Origin of the sequence: Plantactinospora sp. B5E13 (assembly GCF_039871775.1) — a bacterium.
Lineage (GTDB): Bacteria > Actinomycetota > Actinomycetes > Mycobacteriales > Micromonosporaceae > Plantactinospora.
Genome location: NZ_JBDPLT010000002.1, coordinates 128,121 through 140,796 on the forward strand (window position 1 = coordinate 128,121; position 12,676 = coordinate 140,796).

The 12,676-nt window shown below is 73.8% G+C and carries 7 protein-coding genes; 5 read left to right on the forward strand and 2 right to left on the reverse strand.

Annotation, left to right across the window (positions count from 1 at the left end):
- Nucleotides 1–256 precede the first annotated feature (256 nt).
- Nucleotides 257–4,255 (reverse strand): type VII secretion protein EccCa, encoded by a 3,999-nt coding sequence (gene eccCa / locus ABGB05_RS02500; RefSeq protein ID WP_347651465.1) that lies wholly within the window; start codon nucleotides 4,253–4,255, stop codon nucleotides 257–259.
- Nucleotides 4,256–4,546: 291 nt separating this feature from the next.
- On the opposite strand from eccCa, the gene eccD reads away from it, so the two are divergent.
- Nucleotides 4,547–5,974, forward strand: coding sequence for a type VII secretion integral membrane protein EccD (gene eccD / locus ABGB05_RS02505; RefSeq protein ID WP_347651466.1), 1,428 nt, complete (start codon nucleotides 4,547–4,549; stop codon nucleotides 5,972–5,974).
- Nucleotides 5,975–6,076: 102 nt separating this feature from the next.
- Here the strand turns inward: eccD and ABGB05_RS02510 are convergent, their stop codons facing one another.
- Nucleotides 6,077–6,583, reverse strand: a complete 507-nt coding sequence (locus tag ABGB05_RS02510) for an inorganic diphosphatase (RefSeq protein ID WP_347651467.1) — start codon at nucleotides 6,581–6,583, stop codon at nucleotides 6,077–6,079.
- Nucleotides 6,584–7,254: 671 nt separating this feature from the next.
- On the opposite strand from ABGB05_RS02510, the gene dacB reads away from it, so the two are divergent.
- The 4 genes from dacB to ABGB05_RS02530 all read left to right on the forward strand — a co-directional run bounded on the left by dacB (nucleotide 7,255) and on the right by ABGB05_RS02530 (nucleotide 12,640).
- On the forward strand, nucleotides 7,255–8,706 hold the full coding sequence (dacB, locus tag ABGB05_RS02515; RefSeq protein WP_347651680.1) for a D-alanyl-D-alanine carboxypeptidase/D-alanyl-D-alanine-endopeptidase: 1,452 nt from the start codon (nucleotides 7,255–7,257) through the stop codon (nucleotides 8,704–8,706).
- 105 nt (nucleotides 8,707–8,811) lie between these two features.
- Complete coding sequence (locus ABGB05_RS02520) at nucleotides 8,812–9,882, forward strand: zinc-dependent metalloprotease (protein ID WP_347651468.1); 1,071 nt, start codon at nucleotides 8,812–8,814, stop codon at nucleotides 9,880–9,882.
- Between the two features lie 11 nt (nucleotides 9,883–9,893).
- Nucleotides 9,894–10,919 carry a tRNA lysidine(34) synthetase TilS gene (gene tilS / locus ABGB05_RS02525; RefSeq protein WP_347651469.1) on the forward strand — a complete coding sequence of 342 codons (1,026 nt, stop codon included), beginning with the start codon at nucleotides 9,894–9,896 and terminating at the stop codon, nucleotides 10,917–10,919.
- A gap of 71 nt (nucleotides 10,920–10,990) precedes the next feature.
- A complete protein-coding gene (locus ABGB05_RS02530; protein ID WP_347651470.1) occupies nucleotides 10,991–12,640 on the forward strand; it encodes a gamma-glutamyltransferase family protein in 1,650 nt (549 codons plus the stop codon).
- Nucleotides 12,641–12,676 lie beyond the last annotated feature (36 nt).

A 12,676-nucleotide genomic window follows, 5' to 3' on the forward strand; every position in this document is an offset into this window, starting at 1 on the left:
CGGTACGGGCACCGTGCCGACCAGCGACACGGCGATTGCGGCCGTGGCGAGCAACGCCGTCCCGGCGACTCGGGCGGCAGCGCGTTGGTGTTGATGCGGCAGCCTGGTCACAGCATGGCCATTTCACCCCGGGGGACACATGATGCACGGAGGTTACCCCGTTTCACCGTGCTCGCGTGGCCAAACTTCGGGACCCGTCCCCACCTGCGGGCGGCCCGCCGTACCTCGGACGGGCACGGCGAGCTCACCCGGTGACTCAGGTCGGCGGCAGGAACGCGAGCTGGACCAGTCGGATCCCCTCGCGTCGGGTGACCATCTGACCCCGGCCCGGCGGATGCGGCATCGGCCGGACGCCCTGCAGCAGCGCGCCCTCGTCCTTGTTGCCGGACATCACCAGACCGGGCGAGTCGAGCTCCCGGAGCCGCTGGATGATCGGCTCGTAGAGCGCCCGGGAGGCGCCACCGGACCGCCGGGTGACCACCAGGTGCAGCCCGACGTCCCGGGCCTGCGGCAGGTACTCGACCAGCGGCAGCAGCGGGTTGTTCGGGCCGGTGGCGACCAGGTCGTAGTCGTCGACCAGCACGAACAGTTCCGGACCGTCCCACCAGGAGCGGTCCCGCAACTGCTGCGGGGTGATGTCCGGCCCGGGCAGCCGGCGCTGCATGTAGCCGGCCACCGACTCGATCAGGTCACTCGTCCCGGCGGCGGCGGTGCCGTAGCCGATCAGGTGGTCGGACTGGATCACCCCGAGCAGGCTGCGCCGGTAGTCGACCAGGATGACCCGGGCCTCGTCCGGGCGGAACCGGCTGGTGATCGAGGTCGCCAGCGCCCGCAGGAACGACGACTTGCCACACTCGGCGTCGCCGAAGAGCAGGAAGTGCGGCTCGGAGGCGAAGTCGACCGAGACCGGCTGGAGGTCCGTCTCGGAGATGCCGATCGGGATCCGCAGCCCGGAGCTCTGCGCCATGTCCAGGTCGGTGTAGTTGAGCACCGGCGGGAGCAGCCGGACCCGGGGCGCCCGGGCGCCGCTCCAGTTGGTGGCGACCGCCTTGACCAGCGCCGGTGTCTGCCCGCCGACGCTGGACAGCTCCGGCAGTGCGGTCAGGAAGTGCAACTGTTCCGGGGTGATGCCCCGGCCCGGGATCTGCGGCACGTTCGCCGCCGCCTTCCGGCCGATCACCGAGTCGGTGGGGTCACCGAGGCGCAGCTCCAGGCGGGAGCCGAACAGGTCGCGGATCGCCGGCCGGAAGTCCATCCAGCGGGGCGCGGCGGCGACCACGTGCACGCCGTACGACAGACCTCGGGTGGCCAGGTCGGTGATCCGGGGTTCCAGGTCCTCGTACTCGCTCTTCAGGGTGGGCCAACCGTCGACGATCAGGAACACGTCGCCGAACGGGTCGGCGCCGACCCCGACCCCGCCGGCCGCGGCCCGCCGTTTGCGGTACGACGCCATCGACTCGACGCCGAGTTCGGCGAAGCGCTGCTCCCGGGCGGCGAGCAGCGTGGTGATCTCGCCGACGGTGCGTCGGACCGCCGCCGCCTCCGACCGCCCCGACACCCCGCCGACGTGCGGCAGGTCGCGCAGCGTGCCGAGCGAGCCACCACCGAAGTCGAGGCAGTAGACCTGGACCTCGGCCGGGGTGTGGGTGAGCGCCAGCCCGCAGACCAGGGTACGGAGCAGCGTCGACTTGCCGGACTGCGGACCGCCGACCACCGCGACGTGCCCGGCGCTGCCCTCCAGCGCCAGCCAGAGCAGGTCACGCCGCTGCTCGTACGGCTTGTCGACCAGCGCCACCGGGACCTGCAGGGCGCCGTGCAGTTCGGGGTTGCCGAAGGTGAGACCCCGGGCCGGGTCGGTGACCACCGCGCCGAGGATCTCGTCCAGGGCCGGCGCCTGGGACAGCGGCGGCAGCCAGACCTGGTGGGCCGGCGGACCCTGACCGACCAGCCGGGAGACCATGACGTCGGAGAGGGTCGGCGCGGTCGGGTCCTCCTGGACCTGCTTCGGCTTCTCCTGCACCACCGGCTTCGGCACCGGCACGAAGTGGGTGGAGTACGACAACAGTTTCGGGCCGGTGTAGCCCTGGGCGCCGGGACCGCTCGTGCTCGCCTTGCGGTACGGGCCGGAGACGTACGCCGCCTTGAACCGCTGCAACGGTTCGGTGCCGAACTTCAGGTAGCCGTGACCGGGTGCCCGGGGCAGTTCGTACGCGTCCGGTACGCCGAGCACCGCCCGGGACTCCAACGCGGAGAAGGTCCGCAGACCGATCCGGTACGACAGGTGGGTGTCCAGCCCGCGCAGCCGGCCCTCCTCCAGACGCTGCGAGGCGAGCAGCAGGTGGACGCCGAGCGACCGACCGACCCGACCGATCTGCACGAACAGGTCGATGAAGTCGGGCTTGGCGGTGAGCAGTTCGGAGAACTCGTCACAGATGATCAGCAGCGAGGGCAGCGGGGCGAGCGCGGCACCGCCGGCCCGGGCCTGCTCGTACTCGATGACGTTGGGGTAGTTGCCGGCCTTGCGGAGCAGCTCCTGCCGGCGGTTCAGCTCACCGCTGATCGCGTCGACCATCCGGTCGACCAGGACCAGTTCGTCGGCGAGGTTGGTGATGACCGCGGCGGTGTGCGGCAGCCGGTCCAACGCGGCGAAGGTCGCGCCACCCTTGAAGTCGACCAGGACGAAGTTGAGCACCTCGGAAGAGTGTGTGACGGCCAGCGCGAGGACCAGGGTGCGGAGCACCTCCGACTTTCCGGAACCGGTGGCGCCGATCAGCAGGCCGTGCGGACCCATACCGTCCAGGGAGGACTCTTTGAGGTCGAGTTCGATGGCGCCGCCGTCCGGGCCGACGCCGATCGGCACCCGGAGCTTGTCCCGGTTGGGGCGGGGTGCCCAGACCTGGGCGAGGCTGAAGTTCTCCGGGTCGCCGATGCCGAGCAGTTCGTCGAAGGTGAACTCGGTGACGGTCGGGGCGTCCGAGGTGGCCTTGGAGGCGGCGGCGAGCCGCAGCGGGGCGAGCCGCCGGGCGACCGCCTCGGCCTCCTCGACGCTGAGCTGGTCCGGGGTGCCGACCTCGGCCTGGCCGTCCATCGAGTAGGTGTTCAGTCGCTTGCCCTCGACCTCCAGCACCAGCATTGCCCGGTCGAGCAGCCGGGGCGGCGGGCTGTCCAGGTCGATGATGGTGACCGCGTCGATGCCGCTGTCGCCGCCGAGGTAGCCGGCCCCGTTCAGGTCACCGCCGTCGAGGACGATGACCACGTGCGGGCCGTCGGTCGCCGGGCCGGCCAGGCTGAACCGGGACCGGTTGCCGACCACGTCGTCGATGAGCCGCTCCAGTTCGGCGCCGGAACTGGCGACCAGGCGTACCGGGCCGAGCGCGTCCACGGCGGTGGGGTGGTGGTTGTGCGGCAGCCACTTGACCCACTCCCAGCGGTCCCGGCGCTCCGGACCGGCGCAGACCGCGACGAGCAGTTCCTCCGGGGCGTGGAAGACCGAGAGCTGGGCGAGCATCGCCCGGGCCAGCGCCTGGGCCTCGCCGCCGCCCGCCTGGTCGCGATACTGGTCGCGATACTGGTCGCGGTACTGGTCGCGGGCGGCGGCGCTGCGGACGAAGACCCGGGCGAAGCCGCGGATGGAGAGCGCCACCGGCAGGTCCGGCACCACCGAGTACGCGTCGAGGAACCGGCGCAGCGCGCCGGCGGTCATCGGTTCGAGGTCCTCCAGCGGGCGGGTCACCGGGGGCACCAGTGGGGTGGCCAGGGTCTGCGGGCCGACCGCGACCCGGACGACGCCGAAGTCCCCGTCGTTGGGGCGCCGCTCCCAGACCCGGTAGCTGCCCACCGTGGACCAGAGCTGGCTCGGTTCGGGGTGCCGGTAGAAGAGACCGGACCGCTGCATGGAGGCGGTCTCCCGGACCCGACGGCGCAGGGTCGCCAGGTGCCGCAGGTACTCCCGGCGGGCCGCCATCATCTCCGACTTTTTCGGCGATCCGGACGAGCTGCTCCAGGAGGTCGCCACCATGGCGAGCGAGGAGATGCCGAACATCGCGCCGACGACGTACGAGTAGGTGCCGCCGCTTCGACCGAACATCATCGCCATCGCGACGCCACCACCGAGCATCGGCAGCATCATCATCATCTGCTGCCACTTGCCGCCGGTCGCCTGTGGGATCTCCGGCGGCGCCTCGACGACGAGTTCGCCGGTGGGAATGTCCGGGGCGGGTCGCCGCGGCGGACGCTTGATGACAACCGTGCTCACCGGGCGCCTCCACCCTGTTGGCCAGCGGTTTTCGCTTCGGACCGGAGGTGCGGCAGGCATCCCCCGGTCAGCCGTTCGGCGCGTCCGGCGCCGTACCGGCGCAGGCTACCCGTGTCCATGTGAGACCTCCCCTAAGGCCGCGCCGATGGAGCCGATGTCCGGTGCCGGGCGGGTTGTCCGGCGCCTCGCGCCGCAAATGTCCTCGTGCTCGGTCGGACGAGCCCGCCCCATCCTAGGTAAAGTGCGGTCGTCCGCGCAGCCATGGGTTGCCCCTTCGATGGAGGACTGTCGATGAGTACCGGGCTCGCCCGCGTCACGATCAGCGCGCCACAACGACGGGTCGACGTCGCACTGCCCGAACACCTGCCACTGGCCGAACTCCTCCCCGAGGTGTTGCGGCACGCGGGTGAGGGGCTGGCCGACGACGGCGAGAAGCACGGCGGCTGGTTGCTGCGCCGGACCGACGGCGAACCGCTGGCCCCGGGCAAGGCCCTGCTGCCGCAGGGCATCCGCGACGGCGACGTCCTGCACCTGGTGCCCGCCCGGGCACAGTGGCCGGAACTGGAGTACGACGACGTCGTCGAGGCGATCGCCGACGGCGCCCGCCGCCGGGGCAGCGCCTGGGCCGGGCGGAACACCCGGATCGCGACGTTGAGCGGGGCGGGCGGGCTGCTCGCCGTCGGCCTGCTCGCGGTGATCGCCGGTGGCCCGCTCTGGGAACTCGGCACCTTCGTGGCGCTCGGCGCCGCCGTCCTGCTCGCCCTCGGTGCGGTGGTCGCCTCCCGGGCGTACGGGGATGCCACGGCCGGTGCCGCGCTCGGCGCGTACGCGATGCCGTTCGCCTTCTTCGGCGGCGCCCTGCTGGTCGCCACCGGTGACCCGGCCGGGGTGCTCGGCCCGGTCGGCTGGCTCGGCGCGCCGGAGGCGCTGGCCGGTTCGGTGGCGCTGCTGCTGATCGCCGTGCTGGGCATGGTCGGGGTCGCGTCCGGCCTGCGGGTCTTCGCCGCCGGGGCCTCGATCGGCCTGCTCGGCGCGTTGACCGCGTTGTTCGGTTTCCTGCTGTCGGCCGGCGGCGCGGCCGCGGTCCTGATGGCGACCTTGGTCTGCGCGATCGGGCTGCTGCCGCTGCTGGCGATCCGGTTCGGCAAGCTGCCGATGCCGCCGATCACGCTGCCCACCGGAGCGGAGGCGGCGGAGGGCTTCACCGCGGCCAGCCCCAGCCAGAGCGGGGTACGGGAGCGGCCGGACCGGGGACGGGTCTTCGCCGCCGTCGCCCGGACCGAGGAGATGCTCACCGGGATGCTGGTCGGGCATGCCGTGCTGGCCGTGGCGGCCGCGCTGCTGCTGGTCGCCGACGGCGGAGTCGGTGGCCGGCTGATGGTGGCGGTCTCGGCGGCCGCCCTGCTGCTGCGGTCCCGGCTCTTCGTAACGATCCGGCAACGGGTGCCGTTGGTGCTCGCCGGGGTGGTCTCGGCGGTGGTGCTCGGCGTCGCCCTGCTGCTGCGGGCCGGCGAGACCGAACTGCTGCTGCTGACCGCCGGTGGGCTGGTGCTGGCGCTGGTGGTCGTCGGGGCCGGTGCCACGTACTCCCGGCGGGAGCCCGGGCCGTACCTGGGGCGGACCGCCGACATCGTCGACACGCTGATGGTGGTCGCGGTGGTCCCGGTCGCCTGCGCCGTGCTGGGCCTGTACGGCCGGGCCCGGGGCCTGGTCGGCTGACGCACCGACAACAACGCTGACGCCCCGACGACAACACGGAACGGCCGGCTCACCCCTGTGGGTGAGCCGGCCGCTTTCGTCTGCTTCCGGGCGGTCCGGCGCTCAGTGCGCCGTTTCGCCCCGTTCGACGGCCTCCTGGTGGCGGCGGTACGAGGTGCGGATCTCCGCCTCGGCCTCGGTACGCCCCACCCAGGTGGCACCCTCCACGGACTTGCCCGGCTCAAGATCCTTGTAGACCTCGAAGAAGTGCTGGATCTCCAGCCGGTCGAACTCGCCGAGGTGGTGGATGTCCCGGAGGTGCTCCTGACGCGGGTCCTCGTACGGCACGCAGAGGACCTTGTCGTCGCCGCCCTTCTCGTCCGTCATCCGGAACATGCCGATGGTCCGGCACCGGATGAGGCAGCCTGGAAACGTGGGTTCGGGTACCAGCACCAGAGCGTCGAGAGGGTCGCCGTCCTCGCCCAGCGTGCCTTCGATGAAACCGTAGTCCGCCGGGTACTGCGTCGAGGTGAAGAGCGTCCGGTCCAGCCGGATCCGGCCAGTCGCGTGGTCCACCTCGTACTTGTTGCGGTGACCCTTGGGGATCTCAACCGTGACGTCGAAATCCATCTCGCACGCTCCCTCGTTTGCCGGCGCTGGCCAACGGAACCACAACAGCCGGCATCGGCGCGGGTTATCTGGCGATTTCGCGGGCCGCGCCGGCCGCCGTGCGGTGTTCGGACCAAAGTAGTGTCGCCTAGGCAAGTTTCAAGGGGGAGGAGGGGCCGGTGGGGAGTGAAGATTCACACTCGGGCCCGACGGACGGGGGTCCGAAGGAACCGCCGGCGCGCGGCCGGGTGGTGATACCGGGCGTCGGCGGGCCGCAGGTCAGCCCGCCGGAGGCCCCGCACCGGGGCCGGGCCACCGTGCCGCTGCCGACCACGCTACCGATTCCGCCGTCTCCCGCCCGGCCGCCTCAGCCGTCGGGCCAACCGGCGCCCCCGGTCTGGCCCGGCCCGAACCAGACGGCATCCCAGTCCGGCCCAGCGTCCGGGACGGCTTGGCCCGGCCCACCGTCCGGAGCGGCCCAGTCCGGCCCACCGTCCGGGACGGCCTGGCCCGGTACGCCGTCCGGAGCGGCCCAGTCCGGCCAGACCACGCCGTCAGCCTGGTCCGGCGCGGGTGGACCGGATGGCTCTCCGGCCCGGTCGGCCGGCGGTGTCCCGGACGGCCCGCCACCGACCGGGGAACCGCAGCCGGCGGACGAACCGGCGGAGCCGCCCCGGCGCCGCCGCACCGGACTGCTCGCCGCACTCGCGGCCGTGCTGGTCGTCGGCCTCGCCGCGGCCGGAGTGGCCGTGGTCCAGCCCGGTCCGGTCGCCGGCTGGCTGGGCGAGGCCCCCGCCACGCCCGACGGGGCCGCCGACCCGAGCGAGCCGCCGCCCCCGCCGGTGCTGACCGCCGCCGGCACCGCCGCCCCCGCCCCGACCCCGGACGGCATACGTGCCGCGCTGACCCCGTTGATCAACGGCAGCATCCTCGGCAACGAGGTGAACATCTCGGTCGTCGACCCGGCCGGCGGCGAGGTGCTGTACGAGGCGGGCCAGGAGACCCCGACCGTGCCCGCCTCGACCACGAAACTGGTCACCGCCGCCACGGTGCTGGCCGCCCGTGGTCCGGCGTACCGGATCGCGACCAGGGTGGTGGCCGGCGCCAACCCCGGCGAGGTCGTGATCGTCGGGGCCGGCGACCCGACCCTGGCGGTCAACGGCACCGGGTGGTATCCGGGCGCCGGCCGGCTCGACCGGCTCGCCGGACAGGTCAAGACGGCGCTCGGCGGCACCAGACCGACGAAGGTGATCGTCGACGGCAGCCTCTTCCCCGGGCCGGAACTCGAACCCGCCTGGGACTCGGACATCCCCACCGGCGGCTTCGGTGCGGTGATCACCGCGTTGATGACCGACGGGGCCCGGATCAACCCGAAGGACCCGGGCCGGGCCCAGGCCCGGTACGCCGACCCGGACATCGCCGCCGGTCGGCTCTTCGCAGAGCAGCTCGGACTGCCGGCGTCGGCGGTGCGCAAGGGCCAGGCTCCGGCCGGCGCCACCGGCACCGCCTCACCCGCCGCCGGTGCCAGCCCGGGCGCCGGACCGCCGGCCGCCGGCGCCGAACTCGGGCGGGTGGAATCGCCGCCGGTGATCCGGTTGGTCGAGTTCATGCTGGAGAACAGCGACAACGTGGTCGGCGAGGCGCTGGCCCGGCAGGTGGCGCTGGCCCGGAACAAACCCGCCTCGTTCGAGGGCGCGGCGGCGGCGATGGACGAGGTCGTCGCCGAACTGGGGCTACCGGCGAACGAGATCGACGTCTTCGACGGCAGCGGTCTGTCCCGGTCGAACCGGATCACCCCGAGCGGGCTGACCGACCTGCTCACCCTCGCCGCCAAGGGCAGCCGACCGGAACTCGGCGACCTCTTCCCCGGTCTGCCTGTCGGCGCCTGGTCCGGCTCGCTCAGCGAGCGGTTCGACCGCTCCGACGGCGCCGAGCCGACCACCGCCGGCGCCGGCGCGGTACGGGCCAAGACCGGAACCCTGAGCGGGGTGCACGCGATCGCCGGGATGGTCACCACCGTCGACGGACGGCTGCTCACCTTCGCGGTGCTCGCCAACAAGGTGCCGGACAGCGTCAGCATCGACCGGGCGCGGCTCGAGCTCGACCGGATCGCCGCCGCCCTCGCCGCCTGCGGCTGCCGCTGAGCTGTCACGAAGGGCCCTGCCGTCGTCGAAGCGGTGGCCGGTGGGCAGGAAGGGCCCCTTCCGCACACCCGGGCCGGGGTGTCCGCAGCCGGGTACGGTGGGTGCATGGCGCAGTTCGTGGACTGGGATCTGGCCGCCGCCACCGCCGGGGCGTTGGGAAAATCGGGACCACGGGTCTCGTACGACGAGGCGACGGACGTGGTCGCCGACCTGCGACGGCTGACTGACGAGGCCGCCGGGCACGTGCTGGGGTACACCGGTCTGCGGCCCCAGGTCGCCCACCCGCCGGTCCGGGTGGTGGACCGTCGGGACTGGGCGGCGACCAACATCGCCGGACTGCGTGAGGTGATCACTCCACTGGTCAACCGGCTCTCCGGGGACAAGCCACCCGGGGCGTTCACCGACGCGATCGGTTCCCGACTGACCGGCGTACAGGCCGGCACCGTGCTGGCGTACCTCTCCGGTCGGGTGCTCGGCCAGTACGAGGTCTTCTCCGCCGACCCCGGCCAACTGCTGCTGGTCGCACCGAACATCGTCGAGGTGGAGCGGAAGCTGCAGGCCGACCCCCGGGACTTCCGGCTCTGGGTCTGCCTGCACGAGGTCACCCACCGTACCCAGTTCACCGCCGTACCGTGGATGCGCGGGCACTTCCTCGGCGAGGTGCAGGCGTTTGTCGACGCCTCCCAGGCCGGCGGGGACAACTTCCTGGACCGGCTGCGCCGGGGCATCGGCACCCTCTCCGACGCGATCCGCAACCCGGAGAGCCGGGCCAGTGTGCTCGACATCGTGCAGACGCCGGGCCAACGGGCCGTACTGGACCGGCTGACCGCGCTGATGACGCTGCTGGAGGGGCACGCCGAGTTCGTGATGGACGGCGTCGGGCCGGCGGTCATCCCGAGCGTGGAGTCGATCCGGTCCAAGTTCAACCGCCGTCGGGAGTCGGGCAACCCGCTCGAGAAGGCGATCCGCAAGCTGCTCGGCGTCGACGTGAAGATGCGGCAGTACGCCGAGGGCCGCAAGTTCGTGCACGGTGTGGTGGACCGGGTCGGCATGGACGGCTTCAACAAGATCTTCAGTTCGCCGCTGACCCTGCCCCGGCTCGAGGAACTGGCCGACCCGGACGCCTGGGTGGCCCGGGTGCACGGACCGGTCGGCCCGGTCGCCGCCACCGGCTGAGCGGCGCGGCGATGGCCTCCGTACCGCCGGCGCTGGCGGCCGTCCGGGTCGCGGTGCGGCGGGCGCTGGTCGACGTACCCCGGGACCGTCCGGTCCTGGTCGCCTGCTCGGGCGGCGCGGACTCGCTGGCGCTGGCCGCCGCCACCGCGTTCGTCGCGCCCCGGCTCGGCATCGCGGCCGGGCTGGTCACCGTCGACCACGGCCTGCAGCCCGGCTCGGCGGACCGGGCCGCGCGGGTGGCCAAGTGGGCGACGGAATCCGGTTTCGCCCCGGTCGAGGTGGCGACCGTCGAGGTCGCGGGCCGGCCGGGCGGCCCGGAGGCGGCCGCGCGGGAGGCCCGCTACCAGGCGTTGGTCCAGCTGGCCCACGGGTACGACGCCTCGACGGCGCTGCTCGGGCACACCCGGGACGACCAGGCCGAGACGGTGCTGCTGGCGCTGGCCCGGGGCGCGGGACCGCGCGGGCTGGCCGGGATGCCGGCCGGTCGGACGGTCGACGGGGTGCTGCTGGCCCGGCCCCTGCTGGAGATCACCCGGGAGCAGACCCGGGCGGCCTGCGCGGCGCTGGACCTGACCCCGTGGCAGGACCCGCACAACCGCGACGACCGGTACGCCCGGGCCCGGGTCCGGGCCGACGTGCTGCCGGCGCTGGTTCAGGCGTTGGGGCCGGGGGTGCTGGACAACCTGGCCCGGACCGCCCGGCTGGTGGCGGCCGACAACGCCGCCCTGGACGCGCTGGCCGACGAGGCGTACGCCCGGGCCCGACTCCGCCCCGAGACCGGGGAGGACGACGGCGACAGGGAGGCGGGGCCGGCCGCCGGGCTGGCGGTACCGGTGCTGGCCGGGATGGTGCCGGCGGTGCGTACCCGGATCCTGCACCGCTGGGCCCGCGATCTGGGTGCCCCGCCGGCGGCGCTGTCGCACCGGCACGTCGGCGCGCTCGACGCCCTGGTCACCGCCTGGCGCGGGCAGGGCCCGACCCACCTGCCCGGCGGGATCCGGGTGACCCGCCGGGGCGCCGCCCTGGTCGTGGAGTAGGCCGGGGCCGGAGGTCGGCAACGGGGCGAGCCGGGGGTGGCGATTTTTTGATCACGGAGTAGACATGTGCCATGTCGTCGCCTCGCCAACCGGTCTTCGCCCCACAGGGTGCCGTCGCCACCAGCCAGCCGCTCGCCGCCGCCGCCGGGCTGGCGGTGCTGCGCCGGGGCGGCAACGCGGTGGACGCCGCGCTCGCCACCGCGATCACCCTCACCGTGGTCCAGCCCGGCTCGAACGACATCGGCGGTGACCTCTTCGCCATCGTCTGGGACGGCCGGCGGCTGCACGGACTGAACGCCTCGGGACGGTCGCCCGCCGCGCTGACCCGCGAGGCGGTGCTGGCCGCGACCGACGGGCGGGGCGCGGCGCCGACGCCGGCACACGGCGGCGCCCAGGCGAGCGGGGCGGCGATGCCGGCCCGGGGCTGGCTGCCGGTGACCGTGCCGGGGGCGCCGGCCGGCTGGCGGGACCTGCACGACCGGTTCGGCCGGCTGCCCTTCGCCGAACTGTTCACCGACGCGGTCGGCTACGCCGAGCACGGCTTTCCGGTCTCGCCCCGGGTCGCCGCCGGCTGGGCCAGGGCGGTCGACACCCACGCCGAGCTGACCGGCCCGGAGTACGCCGAGTGGGGGCGGATCTTCACCGTCGACGGCGGTCGGGCGCCCCGGGTCGGCGAACGCTGGCGCAACCCGGACGCCGCCGACACGCTGCGCCGGATCGCCGCCACCCGGGCCGGGGCGTTCTACACCGGTGAGATCGCCGCGACGCTGGCCCGGTACGCGGCGGCGACCGGCGGCCCGCTCGACGGCGACGACCTGGCCGGCCACGAGTCGACCTGGGTGGATCCGGTGCACGCGACGTACCGGGGGCACGAGGTGTGGGAGCTGCCGCCGAACGGGCAGGGGGTCGCCGCGCTGCTCGCCCTCAACATCCTCGACGGGGTGGACCTGTCGGCCCTGTCGCCGGTCGAGCGGCTGCACTGGCAGATCGAGGCGGTCAAGCTCGGCTTCGCCGACGCGCACGCGTACGTCGCCGACCCGGCCCGGGTCGACGTACCGACCGCCGCGTTGTTGACCCCGGAGTACGCGGCGGCCCGCCGTGCCCTGGTCACCGAGCGGGCCGGCGTCCCGGCACCCGGGGACCCGGCCCGGGGCGGCACGGTCTATCTCAGCGCCGCCGATTCGGACGGGACGATGGTGAGCCTGATCCAGTCCAACTACCTGGGTTTCGGCTCGTACGTCGTACCGCCGGGGCTCGGGTTCGGCCTGCAGAACCGGGCCGCCGGGTTCAGCCTCGACCCGGACCACCCGAACGTGGTCGCGCCGGGCAAGCGGCCGTTCCACACGATCATCCCGGGTTTCCTGACCCGGGGCGGGGAGCCGGTCGGCCCGTTCGGGGTGATGGGCGGGCACATGCAGCCGCAGGGGCACGTACAGGTGGTCTCGTCCACGGTGGACGACCGCCTGGACCCGCAGGCGGCGCTGGACCGGCCCCGCTGGTACTGGCACGCCGGCCGGTCGGTGCTGGTCGAGCCGGGCCTGTCGGCGGAGGACCCGGGCCGGGACGTGGTCGCCGGGCTGCGGTCGCGCGGCCACGAGGTCACCGTCGAGCCCGAGGCGTCGAGCTTCGGGTACGGCCAGGCGATCTGGCGGCTTCCCGACAGCAGCGGCTATGTCGCCGGCTCGGAGCCTCGGGCCGACGGCTGCGCGGTGGGGTACTGACCAGGCGCGCAGCCCCGGGCGACTTGCCGGCCTGTG

Excerpts from the sequence above, each read along its gene's own strand:
- eccD (WP_347651466.1), top strand. The coding sequence starts at position 4,547 with ATGAGTACCGGGCTCGCCCGCGTCACGATCAGCGCGCCACAACGACGG.
- tilS (WP_347651469.1), top strand. The coding sequence starts at position 9,894 with ATGGCCTCCGTACCGCCGGCGCTGGCGGCCGTCCGGGTCGCGGTGCGG.
- ABGB05_RS02520 (WP_347651468.1), top strand. The coding sequence starts at position 8,812 with ATGGCGCAGTTCGTGGACTGGGATCTGGCCGCCGCCACCGCCGGGGCG.
- ABGB05_RS02530 (WP_347651470.1), top strand. The coding sequence starts at position 10,991 with ATGTCGTCGCCTCGCCAACCGGTCTTCGCCCCACAGGGTGCCGTCGCC.
- ABGB05_RS02510 (WP_347651467.1), bottom strand. The coding sequence starts at position 6,583 with ATGGATTTCGACGTCACGGTTGAGATCCCCAAGGGTCACCGCAACAAG.